Source organism: Winogradskyella ludwigii (assembly GCF_013403985.1).
Taxonomy (GTDB): Bacteria; Bacteroidota; Bacteroidia; order Flavobacteriales; family Flavobacteriaceae; genus Winogradskyella; species Winogradskyella ludwigii.
Genome location: NZ_JABFDF010000007.1, coordinates 85,976 through 107,589, shown reverse-complemented (window position 1 = coordinate 107,589; position 21,614 = coordinate 85,976). Strand labels below are relative to the sequence as shown.

Genomic DNA, 21,614 nt, shown 5'->3' with positions numbered 1-21,614 from the left:
TTATGACACCAAGATTAACCATTGTCGGAGCAGGTCCAGGAGATGTAGATTTAATTACGATTAAAGCTATAAAAGCTATAAAATCTGCAGATGTTATTTTGTATGATGCCCTTGTAAATGCAGAGCTATTAGAATATGCATCTCCAAAAACAGAATTGATCTTTGTAGGGAAACGAAAAGGTTGTTATGCGTATCAGCAAAATCAAATTAACGAGTTAATTGTGCAACGTGCCTTGAGATATGGTCACGTGGTAAGACTCAAAGGTGGTGATCCATTTATATTTGGTCGTGGTGCAGAAGAATTAGAATATGCTAAAGAATATGCCATTGAAGTTGCAGTAGTTCCTGGTATTTCGTCTTCAGCTGCTGTACCTGCATATCAAGGGATTCCGTTAACAAAACGAAATGCTTCTGAAAGTTTTTGGGTAATTACAGGTACTACTAAATCACATAAAATTTCTAGTGACGTTGCCTTGGCAGCAAAATCTACAGCAACAGTTGTTATATTGATGGGAATGAGTAAGCTTTCAGAAATTGTTCAAATTTTTACGGAAGAAGGTAAGTCAGAAACAGCTATCGCCATCATTCAAAATGGAACCAGGTCTAATGAAAAAGTTGGGATTGGAAAAATATCTAATATTGAAGCTATTGTTAAGCAAGAACAACTTTCTAATCCTGCAATAATCATTATTGGTGAAGTTGTTAATCAACGTGTGAATCTTACCGATATTTATTCAAAAGCAGATTTAGCCTTGGTGAATTCTAGAAAAAAAAGTGCTTAATTATGGGAAGAAATAACTTATATCCTGTCTTTTTAAAAGCGAAAAATCTTAATGTTTTAATTGTTGGTGGCGGACTTGTCGCAGAAGAGAAATTGACTTTTTTATTAAAATCCAGTCCAGATGCTAACGTAACTATGGTATCTCCAATGTATAGAGAAGGTACTATAGAAATCGCCAAAATAGGAAATGTAAAACGTATTGACGATAGCTATAATAAAATGTATTTAAAAGGGCATCACATGGTGATTGCAACAACAGACTTACCAGAAGTAAATATTGAAGTTTACAACGATTGTAGGTTATTAGATAAGTTAGTAAATGTAGCAGATAATCCACCATATTGCGATTTTTATATGGGAGGTATTGTTACAAAAGGTAATGTTAAAGTGGCAATTTCTACTAACGGAAAATCACCAACTACAGCAAAACGATTACGTCAATTTTTTGAAGATGTAATTCCAGAAAATATTGATGATTTGGTAAAGAATCTCAATGAATATAGAAAAACAATAAAGGGAGACTTTGAGCAGAAAGTCGAAACATTAAACGAATTCACTAAAGGTTTAGTGGAAAAAAAATAGATTATGATTAAAACAGATATACTTATCATAGGAGCAGGACCAACAGGTCTATTCACCGTTTTTGAAGCAGGATTATTAAAATTAAAATGTCATTTAATTGATGCTTTACCACAAGCTGGTGGTCAATGTTCAGAATTATATCCTAAAAAACCTATTTATGATATTCCTGGTTTTCCAGAAATATTAGCAGGAGATTTAACATCTAATTTATTAGAACAAGGCAAGCAATTTCAACCTGGTTTTACATTAGGTGAACGTGCAGAAACAATAGAAAAACAAGATGATGGTAGTTTTATTGTAACTACAAATAAAGGCACGCAGCATCATGCACCAATAATTGCCATTGCTGGTGGTTTAGGAAGTTTTGAGCCAAGAAAACCAAAGTTAGAAGGTATTGAAAAGTATGAAGACAAAGGTCTTGCTTATTTTATAAAAGATCCAGAAGTTTATCGCGATAAAAAAGTTGTGATTGCAGGAGGAGGAGATTCTGCATTAGATTGGAGTATTTTCTTAGCAGATGTAGCTTCAGAAGTCACTTTGGTGCATAGAAGAAATGAATTTAGAGGAGCTTTAGATTCTGTAGAAAAAGTCCAAGAACTAAAATTACTTAATAAAATTAATCTAATTACTCCAGCCGAAATAACAGGGTTACATGGAGATAAACATTTAGAAGGAGTCTCTGTTACTAAAGATGGAATTACGGATGTTTTAGAGGCTGATGAGTTTATTCCGCTTTTTGGATTATCACCAAAATTAGGTCCAATTGGAGATTGGGGACTTGAGATTGAAAAGAATGCCATAAAAGTAGATACAGTAGATTACCAAACTAACATTCCAGGTATTTATGCTATTGGAGATGTTAATACATACGAGGGCAAACTAAAATTGATTCTTTGTGGATTTCATGAAGCAACATTAATGTGTCAATCGGCTTACAAAAGACTAAATCCAGGAAAGAAATTTGTCTTAAAATACACGACAGTAAGTGGAATTAATGGTTTTGATGGAACACGAAAAGAATCACCAAAAGCAGTTGTAAAAGCTATTGTTTAAGAGCGACTTTAACTTAACACTTCATAAGTGCGTTGTGGAGTCGTAATTTTGTTATTAAGGGTAACTTTTTCTTAGGGTTTAATTAACATTAGAATTTCATTTTAGTTAGATATTTGTACTTTAAATAAATACCAAAATTGAATTTTATTTTTTTGTAAAAGCCCCTTGAAATATGAAATTAATTGAAAAGCATAAAGCCGATTTTAGATTTTTAGTTCAGATTGTAGCACTAACTATAACGTCTTTAATTGTATCACTTTTTATATAAATTGAGCTTAATTTTTAATTTTAGAAGTAAAAGAAAAGTTAAGATAAGTTTAGAAGTATTCAAAATAGCATAACAATACTTATTTTTGTTTAATGTTGGTTATTCTGTAGCTAAGTTAGTCCCACAGAATAATAGGTTTCATTGCGTTCATAATTTGATCAATGAAATGATTTCAATACATTAAAAATATAAAATTGTCCTATGAATGTTTCATTACAAATTCCACTAAGATTTAAAGAACAAGTAGAAGATCTCGCTAGGGAATTGTTTTATTGTGTTTTAGAAACATCAACAAGTCAGAAACAACAATTAGATTCGATAAAAAAATCTTTTTTCAAAGTTTCTGAAGGCTTAGAATGCGGACTATGTGAGAACAAGTGGGATCTATTTGAAACAGAAATAAAAACCTTAGATCAACTTCTATATTTAGATGCAAAAGCAGCTTACGATACAGATCCTGCAGCAAAAAGCATAAAAGAAGTGTATTTGTCTTATCCTGGGTTTTATGCTATAACAATGTATCGTATTAGTCATATTTTATGGTCTCTAGATATTCCTATTTTACCAAGAATGATAAGTGAATACGCCCATAGCGTTACAGGTACAGATATTCATCCTGGAGCTACCATAGGAAGTGCATTTTTTATTGATCATGCCACAGGCGTTGTTATTGGTGAAACCTCAATTATTGGTAATAATGTAACCATATATCAAGGGGTAACGTTAGGAGGGATAAAAGTGGATAAGTCATTAAATAATATAAAAAGACATCCAACCATTTTAGATTATGTAACCATTTATGCTAATGCAACTATTCTCGGAGGAGATGTAGTTATTGGCGAAAATAGTGTCATAGGAGCTAATGTTTGGATTACACAATCCATTCCAAAGAATTCTGTGGTAACGTATAAATCAGATATTAAAATATCGAGTATATAAAGATATGAGCATACTAAACGAAATAGGTAATACACCACTTGTAGAAACTGTAAATCTAGTTACAAATCCTAACGTCAAACTTTTACTAAAGTTAGAAGGAAATAATCCTGGAGGAAGCGTTAAAGATAGACCAGCATTTAATATGATTTCTGAAGCTATAAAGCGCGGAGATATTGAAAAAGGTGGTCGTTTAGTTGAAGCCACGAGTGGTAACACAGGAATTGCTTTAGCGTATGTAGCACAAATGTTTGGGCTACAAATTTCATTGGTGATGCCGGAAACAGCAACTGAAGAACGCGTAAAAACGATGAAAGCTTATGGTGCTGAGGTTATTTTAACGTCTGCAGATAGAGGAATTGAAGGTTCAAGAGATGTTGCTTTTAATATGCGCGATCAAAAAAGATACACGTTATTAAATCAGTTTGAAAATAACGATAATTGGAAAGCACATTATAAAACTACAGGTCCAGAAATTTGGAGAGATACCAAAGGTGAGGTAACGCATTTTGTTTCTGCCATGGGAACCACAGGAACTATAATGGGAACATCTACATTTTTAAAAGAACAAAATAAGGACATTCAAATTATTGGTGCGCAACCTGCAGACGGTTCTCGTATTCCTGGAATTAGAAAATGGTCTACAGAGTACGTGCCTAGTATTTTTGATCCTTCAAAAGTTGATCAAGTAATAGAAGTTAGTCAGTTAGAAGCAACCAAAATGACGCAAAGATTAGCTAAAGAAGAAGGCATATTTGCTGGTATGAGCAGTGGAGGTTCTGTTGCAACAGCTTTAAAACTTATTGAAACGTTAGACAAAGGGATTGTTGTTGCAATTATTTGCGATAGAGGTGATCGCTATTTGTCGTCTACCTTATTTGATGCTTTATAAAGCATAATTTAAACTAAATAAACTTTATTATTATATTTTTGCCAGTAACCAATCATTTATGAAGTACTGGCTTACGAGTTTAATAACCTTAATTGGGTTGTTGTCTTTTTCACAAGAAGAGAAACCAACCAATTCTTATTTTGATTTAAATTATTTTGGAGGCAACATAGCACTTCATAATAATGATATTCTTCATTTAATTAAAGGGCATCCTGAAGGTTTTGTTTTCGGTTGGAATAAAAAAACGTTTGGAAACGAAACTTGGGAAGAGCGTTTTAATTATCCAGATTATGGTGCGTCTTTTATGTATCAAGATTTAAAAAATGAAGTCTTAGGGAATAGTTATGGGCTTTATGCGCATTACAATTTCTATTTCTTCAAGCGTAACGTTATGTTTCGTATTGCGCAAGGTTTAGCGTATAACACAAATCCTTATGATAAGTATACCAATCCAAAGAATATTGCTTTCGGATCAGATATATTGAGTTCTACTTATCTCATGCTTAATTATAAAAAAGACAGACTTTTTAATAATATAGGCTTTCAAACAGGCTTAACTTTAGTGCACTATTCTAATGCCAATGTTAAAGCGCCAAATACAAGCGTGAATACTATCGCTTTTAATGTAGGTTTAACTTATCAGTTAGATGTCGAAGATCAAGACTTTATTAAAACTGTTGATGACGAAAAATTCACAGAAAAAATAAAATATAATTTAGCCTTTAGATCAGGAATCAATCAAAGTGATATTATAGGAAGCGGTCAATTTCCATTCTACATTGTGTCTGCTTACGCAGATAAACGATTAAGTCATGTAAGTGCTATTCAATTTGGAGCAGATGTCTTTTTCTCTAACTTTTTAAAGGAATTAATATATTACAAATCGGTATCATTTCCTGAAGAAGATGTTACAGGAGATGAAGACTATAAACGTGCAGGACTTTTTGTTGGTCATGAGTTATTTATTAATAAAATGTCCGTAGAAACGCAATTGGGCTATTACGTCTATTATCCTTATGATTTTGAAGGACGAACGTATTTACGCATAGGCTTAAAACGCTATTTTGGAAAACAATTTTTTGGAGCCATTACTTTAAAATCACATGGTGCAAAGGCTGAAGCTGTAGAATTTGGAATCGGTGTAAGATTATGAGAAAATTAGTTTACATATTAAGTCTATTACTATTGGCTTGCAACAGCGAAGATGCTAACGATTGTTTTCAAACCTCAGGAAATAGTATATTACAAGAGGTTTCTGTGTCTAGTTTTGAGCGTATTATGGTTCACAGAGATATTGAATTAATAATTACGCAAGCACCAGATTATAAAGTCACTATTGAAACAGGGGAGAACTTAATTAATGATGTTGAGGTAGAAGTTATAGGAGATCAATTAGTTCTTGTAGATAATAATAACTGCAATTACGTAAGAGATTATGGCATTACTAAAATTTATGTTGAAGCACCTAATCTTAAAGAAATAAGAACATCATCTCAATATGAAATTTCTTCAAATGGTATTTTAAATTATAATACGTTAACCTTATTCTCCGAAGATTTTAATACAGAAAATGAATTTACAATAGGTGATTTTAGACTTTCTATTAATTCTGAAACTCTTAAAGTGATCTCAAATAATTTATCGTTTTATTACATTGATGGTGTTGTAGGAACATTAAATGTTGGTATCTATTCCGGATCAGGACGCTTTGAAGCTGAAAACTTAATTGCTCAGAACGTCATTATTTTTCATCGCGGAACTAACGATGTTATAGTAAACCCTCAGCAATCAATAACAGGAGAGTTAAGAGGGACTGGAGATTTAATTTTGGTTAACGAGCCACCAATAGTTGAGGTGGAACGTTTTTATACAGGTCAGTTAATTTTTAATTAATGGCTTAATTATTAAGTACTATTATTAGCAAGATAATAATGCAGATTACAACAAAGCCAACACGTTTATTCCAATCTTCCTTAAAAACGGTAGTGTAACTTTTTTTGCCTAAGTAAAAACACCAACGTACAGATGTACCTATAAATTTCGGTGAGGATTCAACGATTCCAGTAAAAAGAACGTCTACTATAAATTCGCCTATCATTTTTTAACTCGTCAACTCTCTAAATAAACTCTCTAAACTTGTGTTTTTTTGATTTAGTTGTAGAATTTTTAAATCATTATCGTGAGCAAAATCAAATACATGAGAACGCATATCTTCTTTAGTAGAAAAGGTGATTTCATAAACAAAACTATGTGTGTTTTTTACAGAACCTACTTTAGGTAGTCGTAATAAGAAGGCATCCTCAACGCGGTAATCAAACTCTACAATTACAATCTGTTCTTGGCCTTCACGTAAATCTTTTAAGTACTTGTCTGCAACAACTTCACCTTTATTTATAATAATTACACGATCGCACATGGCTTCAACTTCTTGCATGATATGTGTAGACAAAAAGACTGTTTTTTCTTTACCAATCGTTTTAATTAAATTTCTAATATCTACCAATTGGTTGGGATCTAGACCTGTTGTTGGTTCATCTAAAATTAAAACCTCAGGATTGTGTAACAACGCATTTGCCAAACCAACACGTTGTCTGTAACCTTTAGATAATTGACTTATTTTTTTGTGCGCTTCAGGTTGTAATCCTGTGAGTTCAATTACTTCTTCAATTCTAGATTTAGAAGTACCATAAACATTCGCATTAAAATTCAAATATTCTTTAACATACAAATCGGTATAAAGCGGATTGTGCTCAGGTAAATACCCAACACTACTTTGTACACGTTTTTTATCTGAAGTAACATTAAAACCATTAACATTGGCATTGCCTTCCGAGGCTTCAATATAAGTGGTTAAAATTTTCATCATTGTAGATTTTCCTGCACCATTAGGTCCAAGGAAACCCACGATCTCTGCATCATTTATCTTAAATGATACATTATTTAGAGCCTTTTGATCTTTGTATAGTTTTGTAATGTTTTGAACTTCAATGGACATAGAAAAAGAGATTTAGTCAAAAATAAGTAATTCCAAATATTGTACAGCAATTAATGATAATTCTTTAAAAGATTGAAATAATTTGTAAAAAAGCAATTCAACAATTTTGATTTGTAAAAATAATAATTACATTAGCAGTATAATTACAACAATGAACATATCTAGAGCATATTATAACTGGTTTTACTTCTTTTTTAGCTAAAGGAACGAGACTTAGTATGTTTTATTTAAAATATAATTTATAAAGTCTCGATTTAATCGAGGCTTTTTTTTTGTTTCAATTTTAAAAGTTGAAAATTAATAATAGAATGGATAATTTGAAAAAACCAATTGCCATACAAGGAATTAAAGGATCGTTTCATCACGAAGTCGCTCAGCGCTATTTTAGTGATCAAACGGAAGTTGTGGAATGTATGTCTTTTGATAGTACCGTTGAAAGTTTGCAAAAAGCAGATTCAGACTTTATTGTAATGGCATTAGAGAATTCTATAGCAGGTTCAATAATTCCTAATTATGCACTTATAGATACGCATAACTTGGCGATTATTGGTGAGTATTATTTAGACATACAGCATAATTTGTTGGTTTTAGAAGGTCAGTCTATTTCTAATATTACGGAAGTGCATTCGCATCCTATGGCATTATTACAATGTAAGGCATTTTTTAAGCAATACCCACACATTAAATTGGTAGAAGCTAAAGATACCGCAGATGTCGCTAAGCAAATTTCAGAGCAGAATATTAAAGGGATTGCTGCAATTGCAAGTAAAAATGCAGCAGAATTATATGGTCTAAATATTTTAGCAGAAAGTATTCAGACTATAAAACATAATGAAACGCGTTTTGTAATTGTAAAACGTGAAGATGATAATCTTAAAAAAGATGAGGTAAATAAAGCCTCTTTAAAATTCGAATTAGATCACAAGCGAGGAAGTTTAGCAGCGATTTTAAATGTGGTTAGCGATTGTAAACTTAACCTCACTAAAATACAATCTTTACCAAAAATTGAAACCCCTTGGAAATATGCGTTTTTCGTAGATGTTACATTTGGTTCTTATAAAGATTATGAAAAAGCAAAGTCTATAATAATGTTAATGGCAGAGAATTTAAAAGTATTGGGAGAATATAAAAATGCAAGACTATGATAGAAGTTGCAAAACGTTTACAGAATGTCGAAGAATACTATTTTTCTAAAAAATTGCGAGAAGTTGCGTTTTTAAAATCTCAAGGCAAACCAATTATTAGTTTAGCAATTGGTAGTCCAGATTTAGAGCCACCTTTTAAGGCATCTATGGCGCTTCAAGATAGTTTAATAGACGAAAAAGCACATCAATATCAAAGTTATCAAGGATTACCAGAGCTAAGAGAAGGTATTTCAAATTTCTATAAAGCAAACTATAAAGTTAATTTAAGTGCGCAAACGGAAGTGTTACCATTAATGGGAAGCAAGGAAGGCATTATGCACATTTCTATGGCTTTTTTAAATAAAGGAGATAAAGTATTAATTCCTAACCCTGGTTATCCTACATATGCAGCTGTAACAAAACTTTTAGAGGCAAAGCCGGTGTTATATGATTTAAAAGAAGACAAAAATTGGGAACCCGATTTTAATGCTTTAGAACGTTTAGATTTAAAGCGTGTAAAAATCATGTGGATCAATTATCCGCATATGCCAACAGGAGCAAATGCCACTAATAAGTTTTATGACAAGGTGATTGCCTTTGGAAAACGACATGATATATTAATTGTAAATGATAATCCTTATAGTTTTATTCTTAACGATAAGCCTATTAGTATTTTTAGATACAAGGATGCAAAAGATGTCTGTTTAGAACTAAATTCCTTAAGTAAAACGTTTAACATGTCTGGTTGGCGTGTAGGAATGTTAGTTGGTAATTACGATTTTATAAGTGCTGTGTTACGTGTAAAAAGTAATATGGATTCTGGTATGTTTTATGGCATTCAGAAAGGAGCGATTGAAGCCTTAAAATGTACAAATATGTGGTTTCAAAGTTTGAACAGTGTATATCATCAACGACGAGAATTAATATGGGAATTAGCAGATAGTCTTAATTGTACGTATGATAAAGATGCAACCGGATTATTTGTTTGGGCAAAATTACCACCACATATTAAATCTGAAGAATTTACGGATTTAGTTTTAAAAGAGCATTCTATATTTATAACTCCAGGAACAGTTTTTGGTAGTAATGGTGAGGGTTACGTGCGATTTTCGTTATGTGCCTCTCAAGAAGTAATTAAAGAAGCAATAGCTAGAGTATAATAGATATGAAAACTATTTTTATTATAGGAACAGGATTAATTGGAGGAAGCCTTGCTTTAGATATAAAGGCTTTGCATCCTAAATGTAAGGTTTTTGGTATTGATACAACTGAAGCACACTTAGATGAAGCTTTGCAATTAGGTGTTATTGATGAAAAAGCAAAACTTGAAGATTTAGACAAAGCAGATATGGTAATTTTGGCGATTCCTGTAGATGCAACATTAGTGGTTTTACCTAAAGTTTTAGATCTGGTTTCAGACAACACTATTGTATTTGATGTAGGTTCTACTAAAGTAGATATTTGTGATACGGTGAGAAATCATCCAAAACGAAGAAATTATTTGGCAGTGCATCCTATTGCAGGAACAGAACATTCTGGACCAAAAGCAGCAATTCTTAACTTGTATAAAGGCAAGACAAATATAATTTGTGAGGTAGAAGAAACAGCTTTTAAGCTCCAGGAAAAGGCATTAAAATTATTTTCGGATTTAGGCATGCGTATTCGTTATATGAATCCAAAAGCACACGATAAACACATCGCTTACGTATCACATTTATCACATATTAGTGCATTTATGTTGGGTAAAACAGTAATAGATAAAGAAAGAAATGAACGCGATATCTTTGATATGGCAGGTAGTGGATTTGCAAGTACAGTACGTTTGGCAAAAAGTTCACCAGCGATGTGGACACCAATTTTTAAGCAAAATAAAGCCAACGTTATAGAAACTTTAGATGAGTATATTAATAATCTAAAGCATTTTAAACAACTGATGGAAGAAGAAGATTTTGACGCTGTTTATAACGAAATGGAAAAAACAAATCATATAAAAGATATTTTAAACGGAATACAATAGTAATTAGATTAGTAGAAAATGGAAAACAAAAAAGAAATGAGAACATGGTTGGATGATATGAATCTAGATCATCCACTAGTAATAGCAGGACCATGTAGCGCAGAAACAGAAGAACAAGTATTAAGAATAGCTCACGAGCTTAAAGATACTGATGTTAATTACTTTAGAGCAGGTATTTGGAAACCAAGAACACGTCCAGGAAATTTTGAAGGCGTTGGTGCATTAGGTTTAAAATGGTTACAGAAAGTAAAAGCAGAAACAGGAATGAAAACTTGTACGGAAGTTGCAAATGCAGCGCACGTAAAATTAGCTTTAGAGTATGATGTAGATTTATTATGGATTGGAGCACGTTCTACCGTGAGTCCTTTTATAATGCAAGAAATTGCTGACGCATTAGCAGGAACTGATAAAATTGTATTGGTTAAAAATCCGGTAAATCCAGATTTATCATTATGGTTAGGTGGTATTGAAAGATTGCATACTGCTGGAATTAAAAATTTAGGTGCAATCCATAGAGGATTCTCTACATACGAGAAATCTAAATATAGAAATATTCCAGAATGGCAAATCGCTATTGAGTTTCAAAATAAATTTCCAGATTTACCTTTAATTAATGATCCTTCTCATATTACAGGAAATAGAGATATGATTTTTGATGTTTGTCAAACAGCACTAGATCTTAATTTTGATGGGTTAATGATAGAAACACATTTCGATCCTGAAAATGCTTGGAGTGACGCAGCTCAACAAGTTACGCCAGAATCTTTAGTTAGAATCATGGAAGATCTTAAAATAAGAAAAGAGACGGATTCTGAAGCAGAATATAACTCTGAACTTAATAACTTAAGAGCTCAGATTGATGTTGTAGACAACCAGATTCTTGATTTATTAGGGAAACGTATGAAGGTTGCTGATGGTATCGGAGGACTTAAAAAACAAAAGAACGTTGCTGTATTACAAAGTAAACGTTGGAATGAGATTTTAGGTAAAATGGTATTAGAAGGTGAAGAAAGAGGATTAAGTGAAGAATTTATTTTACGCATGTTTAAAGCGATTCATCAAGAATCAATTAATCATCAAGAAAAAATTATTAATCACTAGGATTACACTAAATAAAAAAGGCTCGCAATTTGCGAGCCTTTTTTATTTAGTGTGTTTACGCACTGATAAGTAGGAGTTACTCATTTTGGTTTTTTTGATATTGTGTTTCGTGATAAGTTTGGAATATTAACCAAAACCAATTACTCATGAAAAAAATGACTCTATTTACAGTTGCATTATGTTTAAGTTTTATCACAACTGCACAAATGTTAATAACTGGTATTGTAACCAATGATTCTATTCCTTTAGAATCAGCTAGCGTAATTATTAAAAACTCTACAACAGGAATTGCAACAAACACCAATGGTGAATTTAAAATTGAAGCCAAGAAAGGAGATACATTATCTGTTTCTTATTTGGGTTATGAAACCAAAGAATTAGTAGTAAATAAAAAAGAAAAATTTGAAATTAAACTTGAAGATGATAGTCACTTAGATGAAGTTGTTGTGGTTGCGTATAATAGCAGATATAGATGCTGTACTACAAGTTGTGGGATTTGTATAACGTCTCTAACATATTGGGAAACTGAACTAGAAAAAAACAAACTTTTCCCAAATCCATCATCAAACGGCATCTTTCAATTAAAGTTGACTGAAAATTATAATAAAGTAGAAGTTGTAATAGCGAATATATCTGGTCGTATAATTCAGAATTCGACCTATCAAAAATTTGGAGAAATAGGTAGTATTGATCTCTCTCAATTTTCAAAAGGAATTTATATTGTAAACATTATTGCAGATGGAAAACTAATGGAATCCATAAAAGCCATAAAGGGTTAAGGAAAAGGCTCGCAGTTTGCGAGCCTTTTTCAAGTTTAATATATAGACAAATTAAAATATTATGTTAAATTAATAAAGTTTTTTGAAATAAAAACACTTATAATTGTGTGCTTAACACTAAACCTACTAATATGTATAAAAATTACGTAACCCTTACTGTTTCTTTGTTCTTTACCATTTTCTCATTTTCTCAAATTCAAGTTGGAGATTTTACGTTTACTCATGGTACTGAAATAGAAGATAATTCTCAAAAAATTGTTAGAATAGCAGGAGAGGTTGATGGAAAAGTTTTTGCCCTCGCTAACAAGAAAAAAAAATATTTTATTAAAGTTTTTAAGTCGTCAGATATGTCGCTTATTTCTACAAACGAAATAGATCTTTCAGATTTTAAAGATCGGTCTATAGATTTTGAAGAGATTACACTAATTGGTAGTAAAGTTTATGTTTTTGGTAGTGTTTACGACAAAAAAGGAAAAACGGCTCATTTATTTGGTGTGGAAGTTTTACCTGATGGAAAACTATCTAATGATTTCGTGAAGATATTCTCTACTAAAGTAACTAAGAAAAGAGAACAAGGAGCATTTTACTTCAAGGATTCTCCAACTGGAGATAGATTTCTAATTATGCATGCAGCACTTTTTGATAAAGAAGAAGTCATTCAATACGAAATTAAATTATTAGACGAGAATTTAGATACAGCGATGTCTCATATTGAAAAGGTTCCTTTTGAAGATAGAAAAGATCTTGAGTTTACCATATCAGATTACGACGTTAGTGTTAATGACGATGTCTTCATAGTTATTAATGAAAGTTTTAGAGACCGAAAAACAAAAACGAATAATGAAAAATTTCAAGTCCATGCGTTTAAAAGTGCTAATGGATATGCTAAAGAAGTTATTGATATAAAATTTACAGATAAAGAAATTATTAATTGTGAAATGTTAGCCAATAAAGAAGGTAAGCTTCATTTGGTTGGTTTCTATTCTAGTGTAAGAAAGAATGGTAAAGCAAATAAAGAATTAAAAGGGATTTATGCAGCTGCAATTTCCGTTGCTAATAATGAAGTTGAACGACTTAATTTTAATGAGTTTGATTATGAAACTAAAGCTAAATTAATAGGGGAGCGTCGCGCTAAAAAAGGAAAAGATGTTAAGCCATTGTATGTAACACATAGTTTAATTGAAAAAAATGATGGTGGTTTAATTTTACTGTCAGAGTATCAATTAATAATCCAAGGACAATCTTCTGGTATTGGCCCATTGGCATTTACACCAGTTACATTTGTAAATAATGAAATTATTGTAACCTCATTAAATCCTGATGGCACAGTGGCTTGGTCTAACGTTATACCTAAAAAACAAAAGGCAAGTTATACAACTTTGTCTTTAGGTATTTTTGGCTTTTCAAATCAAGGAAACTTTTCTGTAAGTGCAGGTATTATGGTGCCATTAACTGTAATGGGAAAAGGACCTGAATATTTAAGTGCAATGCCTATTTACCATAATGATAAACTGACGGTTATTTTTAATGATAATCCTAAAAATTATGGTGTTACAGATATTGAAGATATCAAATGGTTAGGGAATTACAATAAAGCCGTTCCAGCAGCTATGACTTTTAATAAGGATGGAAGTTTTACGAGATTAGATCAAGAGAATGTTGAAAAATATCAACTAGTTTTGCGTCCAAGAGTATATTATAGAACATCTCCTTCTGAATATATTATTTATTCTTCAAGAAAAAGCAAGGATAAATTAGGTAGAATGAGTATCAAATAGTAGAAAAATTAAAGAACTTAAGAAAAAGGCTATCTAATAGATAGCCTTTTTTTGTTCCATTAAACAATAATGGTCATCTTTGTATTAATGACAGGAACAGTATATAAATCTACAGGCAGCTGGTACACAGTAAAAACCTTAAATGGCAAATTCTATGAATGTAGAATTAAGGGGCGTTTTAGGCTACAAGGCATTAAGAGCACTAATCCAATTGCTGTTGGTGACATAGTAGAATTTGAGTTAGAGGAAAAAAATAATACAAAAACAGGTATTATTAATCGTATTGAAGAACGAACAAATTATATCGTTCGTAAATCTGTTAATCTTTCTAAACAGACACATATTATCGCATCAAATATAGATCAAGTATTCTTGATGGTTACTATTGATAATCCGCCGACATTTACAACGTTTATAGATCGTTTTTTAGTGACTGCAGAGGCTTATTCTATTAAAACCGTTTTACTTTTTAACAAAGTAGACACCTATGATGATGAGACCTTGCTAGAGGTAAAGTATTTAGCAAGTATTTATCGTGCAATCGGTTACCAGTGTATTGGTATTTCTGCAACTACAGGAAAAAATATCGATAAAGTAAAAGATTTAATGCTTGGTAAAGTAAGCATGTTTGCTGGTCATTCTGGTGTTGGTAAATCTACTTTGGTAAATGCCATAGAGCCCTCTTTAGATTTAAAAACTAAAGCTATTTCAACGCAACACAGTCAAGGGCAACATACCACAACATTTGCAGAGATGTTCGATTTAAGTTTTGATGCAAAAATTATTGATACGCCAGGTATTAAAGGTTTTGGCGTGGTTGATATGGAGAAAGAAGAAATAGGTGATTATTTTCCTGAGTTTTTTGCATTAAAACAAGACTGTAAGTTTAATAATTGTATTCATTTAAACGAACCAAAGTGTGCTGTAAAAGATGCCTTAGAAGCTAATGAGGTGTCTTATTCAAGATATAAAAGTTACGTTCAGATTTTAGAAGGAGAAGATGAACATTATAGAACTGATAATTGGGACGAGGTTAAGTAGTTAGTCTTTAGTAGACAATTGAATTATGAAAATAGTCATACAAAGAGTTTCTGAAGCTTCAGTTGTTATAAATAATACAGAAGTAGCATCAATACAAAAAGGACTCCTTATTCTTGTAGGCATTGTTACTGAAGATTGCCAAGAAGACATTAACTGGCTATGTAATAAGATAATTAACCTTCGCATTTTTCCAGATGAAGAAGGCGTGATGAATACCTCTTTAAAAGCTTCGGAAGGAGATATTATTTTAGTAAGTCAGTTCACACTTCAGGCGAGTACAAAAAAAGGAAACCGACCAAGTTATATTAAAGTCGCAAAACCAGATATTGCAATTCCGTTGTATGAAGCATTTGTTCAAACGCTTCAAAATACATTAGGTAAACCAATACAAACAGGAGAATTTGGAGCAGATATGAAAGTGCATTTGGTAAATGATGGTCCTGTTACAATAATTATCGACTCTAAGAACAAAGAGTAACATCCAAAATCATACAATAACGGTTGCAATTCTAAATACTTCTTTATCTTTTGAGAAAGGAAATAGTTTTGTATTATTTGAAAATAATAATTGGTCAATTACAATCAGAAAAATTCGTTAAATATTGAAACGATCAGGTAGATTGTCGAATAGTCGCGATAGGTGGGAAATATATGTAAGAAATAGTTTGGTAATTTAAGTTTCCGTTATATATTGTAGACCAATCAAAACTATCTAATGCTCAAATCACTAACTGACAAGAGAAGCCTTTTTTCTTACTTTTTTTTCGTTTCAATTTTTTGCTTTTCTCAATCTCAAGATGTATATAATGCATTACTTGTTCCGCAAGAACTAATGGTAAATGTTAACGCAGTTGTAAGGCATGCGAGTAAACAAATCGTAATTAACGATTATGATGATATGGTCATTAGGACAAAACGAATTGTCACCGTATTTAATAAAGAAGGTGTTAGGCAAGCCAAGGCATACGCACATTATAGTGAAGATACAAAAATAAAAAAAATCGAAATTGAGATTTTTAACAGCCTAGGCGAAGAGATTAAAAAAATTAAAAAATCGGATTTCACCGACGAAAGTGCCGTAAGTGGTGGTACACTTTACTCTGATGATAGAGTAATGTATTATGATTATAAGCCTTTGAAATATCCATACACTATTGAGTTTCAATCTGAGGTTCATTATGAAAGCACGTCTTATCTACCGCATTGGATGCCAATAGATGGTTATTATTTGGCAGTTCAGTATTCAGAATTTAAAATTGAAAATAATTTAGGAGTAGATATAAAATTCAAAGAAGAAAATTTTGAAGGTTTAAGCATTGAAAAAGTATCCGATTATTATTACAAAGCTGAAAATTTATCCTCAATTGAGTATGAAGCATATAGTCCAAAATTATCATTTATAGCACCAAGGTTAAGTTTAGCTTTAGATAAATTTATGATTAGTGGTGTAGAAGGGAGAAATGGAGATTGGGGAAGCCAAGGGAAATGGATGTATGAAAAAATGCTAAAAGACAAATTAGTGTTACCCGAAAAAACAAAAAGACTAGTAGAGGCTTTAGTTAAAGATGTGGAAAGTCCTTTAGATAAAGCCAAGATAATATACAATTATGTACAGCAAAACACGAGGTACATCAGTGTTCAGGAAGGTATTGGAGGAATGCAACCGATAGATGCATTAACTGTAGATAGCGTTAAATACGGAGATTGTAAAGGACTTTCAAACTATACTAAAGCATTACTCGATCTTGTAGGAGTAGAATCTTATTATACAAGATTATTTGGTTCAAGTAATATTCAAGATGTAGATAAAAATTTTGTGTCTTTTCAAGGCCAAACAAATCATGTTATATTAGCATTACCTAATAATGATGATTATGTTTTTTTAGAGTGTACAAGTCAAACCAATCCATTTGGCTTTACCGCAGGTTTTACAGACGATAGAGATGTGCTTTTAATTAAGCCAGAAGGAGGTGAAATAGTTCATACAAAAGTGTATAAGGCAGATGATAGTGTACAGAAAACAACGGCATTCATTAACCTAGATAATGCAGGCGGATTTAATGCAGAGGTGAATATTGAAACAACAGGTTTTCAGTATAATTTACACGAAGGCATTGAAAATAAAACAGTTAGAAATCAGCGACTTTATTACAAAGAATATTGGAGTAATATCAATGGAGCTTTGATTGAAGATGTCATCATAAAAAATGATAAGGAGAATGTAATTTATAAAGAAAGTGTAAAGCTATCGTCTACAAATTATGCCTCAAAGAGTGGAAATAGACTCATATTTCAAGCGAATATGTTTAATAAGATGACTAATATACCACCTAGATATTCAGAAAGAAAGCTAGAGTTTAAAATAGACCGCGCATTCAAAGACGTGGATGAATTTATAATTGAAATTCCTCAAGGACTTAAAGTCGAAGCGATGAGTGAGGGAAAAGAACTTAATACCAAATTTGGCAGCTACACATTTAAATCGGAAGTTTTAGTAGATAATAAAATAAAATACACCAGAACTTATATACTAAATAAAGGGAATTATAAAAAAGACGACTATAATAGCTTCAGAGATTTTAAAAAGAAAATTGTAAAAGCAGACAAATCTAAAATAGTCTTAGTCTCTATTTAATAGTTAATATCAAATAATTTTCATGAAATATATATATATAATAGTAGTTTTTGTTCTAGGAATAAACAGTTTAAGTGCTCAAGATTTTAGATATGGAAAAGTATCTAAAGAAGAACTAGGTCAAAAAATACATCCAATTGATTCCTCTGCGAATGCGGCTGTATTGTATAGGGAAGAAAAAATTAATTTTATATATACGGATCATGATGGCTTTATGCAAGAACGAGAAGTGTATGAAAGAGTTAAAATCTACAATAAGGAAGGCTATAAATGGGCCACTAAAAAAGTTTATATTTATAAAGGTGGATCAGGTAAAACAGAGAAATTGTCTAATTTACAAGGAACAACCTATAATCTTTCTAATGGAAAAATAAATAAAGATAAACTTAGAAAAGAGGGCATATTTGAAGAAGAATATAATGAATATACAGGAGTAAGTACACTAACGATGCCAAATATCCAGGATGGTGCTGTGATTGAGTATTCTTATAAAATAATTTCTCCGTTTTTAGCGATTGATGATATTTATTTTCAATCATTCATTCCAACGGATAAATTAGAAGTTTTTATAGCTACACCACAATTTTACGCTTATAACAAACAAGTTAATATTAAAGCTCTGTATTTACCAAAGTTTAAAGACGGGAGGGCTAATAAAATTTACAATTCTACTAGTTCATCAAGATCAGGAGTTATAGTCACGAAGACCCAATTTAACACATCAAAGAGTGAATATTTTGACAATACAATTGCAGTCTCCGAGGAAAATATTCCTGCAGTAAAAGAGGAGTCTTACGCAGGTAATATTGATAATTATATCTCTAAAATGAGTTTTGAATTATCAGCAATACTCAATAAATATGGTTCAATTGAGAAAGCTTTTTCATCTTCATGGGATAAAGTATCTAAAACAATATACAGTTACAAATCTTTTGGTGGTCAATTTGAGAAAACTAATGTTTTTAAAGATGATCTGGTGTCAATATTAAAAGATGTGGATAATCCTCTTGAAACAACAGCTGTTATTTTTAACCATGTGAAATCTAAAGTAAAGTGGAACGGTAATAACGGATATACTTCTAATAATGGAATTCGAGAAGCATATAAAGAAGGTATAGGTAATGTTGGAGATATAAATCTTCTCTTAATATCAATGTTAAAGTCTCAAGGTATTAATGCAAACCCCGTTCTAGTTAGTACAAAGAATAATGGTATACCCATATTTCCTACGCGTAATGGTTTTAACTACGTTATCTGCGCAATTGAGCAAGATGACAATGTAATTTTATTAGATGCAACAGATCCTTACAGCTCGCCAAATGTTTTACCCGTAAGAGTTTTGAACTGGCAAGGGCGAATAGTAAGAGATAATGAAACTTCAGGATGGATTCCGCTTAGGCCAACAAAAATGACGAATGAAACAACATTCTTAAATGTAAAGTTAAATGAAGATTTATCAGCAGAAGGAAAAGTTAGAAAAAGTATAACCTCACATGCGGCACTTTTATACAGAAATGAATATGCTTCGATGACCACAGAAGATCATGTAAAAGAAATTGAAAAGGATAAGGAGGGTATTGAAATAAGTGAACTTGATGTTAATAATGCAAAAAAAATTATGAATCCTCTGCAGATAACTTATAACTTCCAATCATCTGATGCTATTGATGAGGTTGGAAGTCTACTATACTTTACGCCTTTATTTTTTCTTAAAGATACTGAAAGCCCTTTTAAGCTAGAAAAAAGAAATTATCCGATAGATTTTGTAATGCCTCAACAAGATAAATATTTAATAAATATAATGATACCTGAGAATTATAAAGTAGAGTCTATGCCAACAAGTGAAGTTGTTTCATTTAACGAGGGTGATATATCTTATAGTTATAAAGTAAATAATAATGGTCAATATATACAAATTAGTATAATTTTTCAATTAAAGAATTCGCTAATAGATCCATTAGATTATGTGGTCTTTAAAGGATTTTATGAAAAAATTATAGAAAAGCAATCTGAGCAAATAGTACTAACAAAAGCTTAAAAATGAATATTAAAAACGCACAAAAAGAAGTTGATAACTGGATTAATGAACATGGAGTTCGATATTTTAATGAGCTTACAAACATGGCACAACTAACTGAAGAGGTTGGTGAAGTAGCTCGTATTATTGCGAGACGTTATGGTGAGCAAAGCGAAAAGGAAAGCGATAAAGATAAAGATCTAGGAGAAGAATTATCTGATGTCATGTTTGTTGTATTATGTTTAGCAAACCAAACAGGTATAGATTTACAAGACGCTTTTGACAAAAAAATGGATAAAAAAGCAAAACGCGATCATAACAGGCATCATAATAATGAGAAATTAAAGTAGTTTTGTAACTTCATTTTATTTTAAAGATTCAATATGGACATTAGTATCCAAAAATCAAAGCTTCTTAATTTTCAAAAGGTTCAAATTACAGGATCAAAGAGTGAGTCTAATCGCCTTTTATTACTAAAGGCTTTATATCCTCATATAAGTATAGAAAATGTATCTAATTCAGACGATTCTGTACTAATGCAAAAAGCATTAGCTTCAAAAGAAGAGGTCATAGATATTCATCATGCTGGGACAGCCATGCGATTTTTAACGGCTTATTTTTCAATTCAAAAAAATAGAGAAACCATAATTACAGGATCGCCTCGTATGAAAGAGCGACCAATAAAAATATTAGTAGATGCTTTAAGAACATTAGGCGCTGATATTACGTATTTAGAAAATGATGGTTTTCCACCGCTTAAAGTTAAAGGTCAAGAATTTACTATAAGTAAAGTGACTTTAGAGGCCAATGTAAGTAGTCAGTATATTTCTGCATTATTGTTAATAGCTTCAAAATTAGAGAACGGCTTAGAGTTAACGTTAAAAGGGAAAATAACCTCTGTACCATATATTAATATGACATTAAGTTTGTTGAATAGTATTGGTATTGAAACAAGTTTTGTAGAAAATACCATTTCAGTTAAACCCAATACAGCCAGTTTAGAGGCTCAAACGCTAACTGTGGAATCCGATTGGTCTTCAGCGTCCTATTTTTATAGTGTAATAGCACTAAGCGACGTTGGTACAGAAATTACTATAGCATCTTATAAAGACAAAAGTTTACAAGGAGACTCTGTGTTAGCAGATATTTATGAAAAATTTGGTGTTACAACTACATTTTTTAATCAAGAGATTAAGCTTCAAAAAACAAAAGCTATCACTGCTGCGTCTTTAATTGAATTAGATTTAAGTAATGCACCAGATATTGCACAGACAATCGCAGTAACAGCATTTGGTTTAGGTTTAGAGTCTTATATGGTAGGCCTACATACCTTAAAAATAAAAGAAACAGACCGATTAGTAGCGCTTAAAACCGAACTTGAAAAGTTAGGCGCAGAAGTGGTTATAACAGATGCTTCATTACATTTAAAACCGTCTGTAGCTATTAAAAATAATATTACGATAGCAACTTATAACGATCATAGAATGGCAATGGCATTTGCACCATTGGCTTTAAAAGTGCCAATTAGTATAGAGAATGCAGATGTTGTGAGTAAATCGTATCCTCAATTTTGGGACGATTTTAAAGCTATTGGTTTCAATATTAAATAGAACAT

Annotated in this window: 20 protein-coding genes; 19 read left to right on the top strand and 1 reads right to left on the bottom strand. The window is 31.6% G+C overall.

The window, feature by feature from the left end; all coding sequences use genetic code 11:
* The first annotated feature begins 2 nt into the window (after positions 1-2).
* From cobA to HM981_RS15685, 7 genes are all read left to right on the top strand, one after another.
* Complete coding sequence (cobA, locus tag HM981_RS15715; RefSeq protein ID WP_179339756.1) at positions 3-782, top strand: uroporphyrinogen-III C-methyltransferase; 780 nt, start codon at positions 3-5, stop codon at positions 780-782.
* 2 nt (positions 783-784) lie between these two features.
* A complete protein-coding gene (locus HM981_RS15710; RefSeq protein WP_179339755.1) occupies positions 785-1,363 on the top strand; it encodes a precorrin-2 dehydrogenase/sirohydrochlorin ferrochelatase family protein in 579 nt (192 codons plus the stop codon).
* A 3-nt stretch (positions 1,364-1,366) separates the two neighbouring features.
* Positions 1,367-2,416 carry an NAD(P)/FAD-dependent oxidoreductase gene (locus HM981_RS15705; RefSeq protein WP_179339754.1) on the top strand — a complete coding sequence of 350 codons (1,050 nt, stop codon included), beginning with the start codon at positions 1,367-1,369 and terminating at the stop codon, positions 2,414-2,416.
* A gap of 469 nt (positions 2,417-2,885) precedes the next feature.
* Entirely contained in the window at positions 2,886-3,623 is a 738-nt protein-coding gene (epsC, locus tag HM981_RS15700; RefSeq protein ID WP_179339753.1) for a serine O-acetyltransferase EpsC, read from the top strand.
* 4 nt (positions 3,624-3,627) lie between these two features.
* Complete coding sequence (cysM, locus tag HM981_RS15695; protein ID WP_179339752.1) at positions 3,628-4,512, top strand: cysteine synthase CysM; 885 nt, start codon at positions 3,628-3,630, stop codon at positions 4,510-4,512.
* Between the two features lie 58 nt (positions 4,513-4,570).
* Entirely contained in the window at positions 4,571-5,665 is a 1,095-nt protein-coding gene (locus HM981_RS15690) for an acyloxyacyl hydrolase (RefSeq protein ID WP_179339751.1), read from the top strand.
* A complete protein-coding gene (locus HM981_RS15685) occupies positions 5,662-6,405 on the top strand; it encodes a head GIN domain-containing protein (protein WP_179339750.1) in 744 nt (247 codons plus the stop codon). The genes HM981_RS15690 and HM981_RS15685 overlap by 4 nt, the downstream gene beginning before the upstream one ends.
* Before the next feature lie 208 nt (positions 6,406-6,613).
* Here HM981_RS15685 and gldA read toward each other — a convergent pair whose 3' ends face one another.
* Positions 6,614-7,507: a gliding motility-associated ABC transporter ATP-binding subunit GldA gene (gldA, locus tag HM981_RS15680; protein ID WP_179339749.1), complete on the bottom strand. Its 894-nt coding sequence runs from the start codon at positions 7,505-7,507 to the stop codon at positions 6,614-6,616.
* 317 nt (positions 7,508-7,824) lie between these two features.
* On the opposite strand from gldA, the gene HM981_RS15675 reads away from it, so the two are divergent.
* The 12 genes from HM981_RS15675 (at position 7,825) to HM981_RS15620 (ending at position 21,609) form a co-directional block, all read left to right on the top strand.
* Positions 7,825-8,652 (top strand): prephenate dehydratase, encoded by an 828-nt coding sequence (locus HM981_RS15675; RefSeq protein ID WP_179339836.1) that lies wholly within the window; start codon positions 7,825-7,827, stop codon positions 8,650-8,652.
* Positions 8,649-9,791: a pyridoxal phosphate-dependent aminotransferase gene (locus HM981_RS15670; RefSeq protein ID WP_179339748.1), complete on the top strand. Its 1,143-nt coding sequence runs from the start codon at positions 8,649-8,651 to the stop codon at positions 9,789-9,791. Before HM981_RS15675 ends, HM981_RS15670 begins: the two co-directional genes overlap by 4 nt.
* A gap of 5 nt (positions 9,792-9,796) precedes the next feature.
* On the top strand, positions 9,797-10,648 hold the full coding sequence (locus tag HM981_RS15665; protein WP_179339747.1) for a prephenate dehydrogenase: 852 nt from the start codon (positions 9,797-9,799) through the stop codon (positions 10,646-10,648).
* Between the two features lie 18 nt (positions 10,649-10,666).
* Positions 10,667-11,749 carry a bifunctional 3-deoxy-7-phosphoheptulonate synthase/chorismate mutase type II gene (locus HM981_RS15660; RefSeq protein ID WP_179339746.1) on the top strand — a complete coding sequence of 361 codons (1,083 nt, stop codon included), beginning with the start codon at positions 10,667-10,669 and terminating at the stop codon, positions 11,747-11,749.
* 146 nt (positions 11,750-11,895) lie between these two features.
* Complete coding sequence (locus HM981_RS15655; protein WP_179339745.1) at positions 11,896-12,528, top strand: carboxypeptidase-like regulatory domain-containing protein; 633 nt, start codon at positions 11,896-11,898, stop codon at positions 12,526-12,528.
* Positions 12,529-12,659: 131 nt separating this feature from the next.
* Positions 12,660-14,306, top strand: a complete 1,647-nt coding sequence (locus tag HM981_RS15650) for a hypothetical protein (protein ID WP_179339744.1) — start codon at positions 12,660-12,662, stop codon at positions 14,304-14,306.
* An 87-nt stretch (positions 14,307-14,393) separates the two neighbouring features.
* Positions 14,394-15,347 carry a ribosome small subunit-dependent GTPase A gene (rsgA, locus tag HM981_RS15645; RefSeq protein ID WP_179339835.1) on the top strand — a complete coding sequence of 318 codons (954 nt, stop codon included), beginning with the start codon at positions 14,394-14,396 and terminating at the stop codon, positions 15,345-15,347.
* A gap of 25 nt (positions 15,348-15,372) precedes the next feature.
* Positions 15,373-15,825, top strand: a complete 453-nt coding sequence (gene dtd / locus HM981_RS15640) for a D-aminoacyl-tRNA deacylase (protein WP_179339743.1) — start codon at positions 15,373-15,375, stop codon at positions 15,823-15,825.
* Between the two features lie 237 nt (positions 15,826-16,062).
* Positions 16,063-17,982, top strand: a complete 1,920-nt coding sequence (locus HM981_RS15635; RefSeq protein ID WP_179339742.1) for a DUF3857 domain-containing protein — start codon at positions 16,063-16,065, stop codon at positions 17,980-17,982.
* Between the two features lie 22 nt (positions 17,983-18,004).
* On the top strand, positions 18,005-20,020 hold the full coding sequence (locus HM981_RS15630; protein ID WP_179339741.1) for a DUF3857 domain-containing protein: 2,016 nt from the start codon (positions 18,005-18,007) through the stop codon (positions 20,018-20,020).
* Positions 20,021-20,022: 2 nt separating this feature from the next.
* Positions 20,023-20,349, top strand: coding sequence for a nucleotide pyrophosphohydrolase (locus HM981_RS15625; protein WP_179339740.1), 327 nt, complete (start codon positions 20,023-20,025; stop codon positions 20,347-20,349).
* A 33-nt stretch (positions 20,350-20,382) separates the two neighbouring features.
* Positions 20,383-21,609, top strand: coding sequence for a 3-phosphoshikimate 1-carboxyvinyltransferase (locus HM981_RS15620; protein WP_179339739.1), 1,227 nt, complete (start codon positions 20,383-20,385; stop codon positions 21,607-21,609).
* The last annotated feature ends 5 nt before the right edge of the window (positions 21,610-21,614 follow it).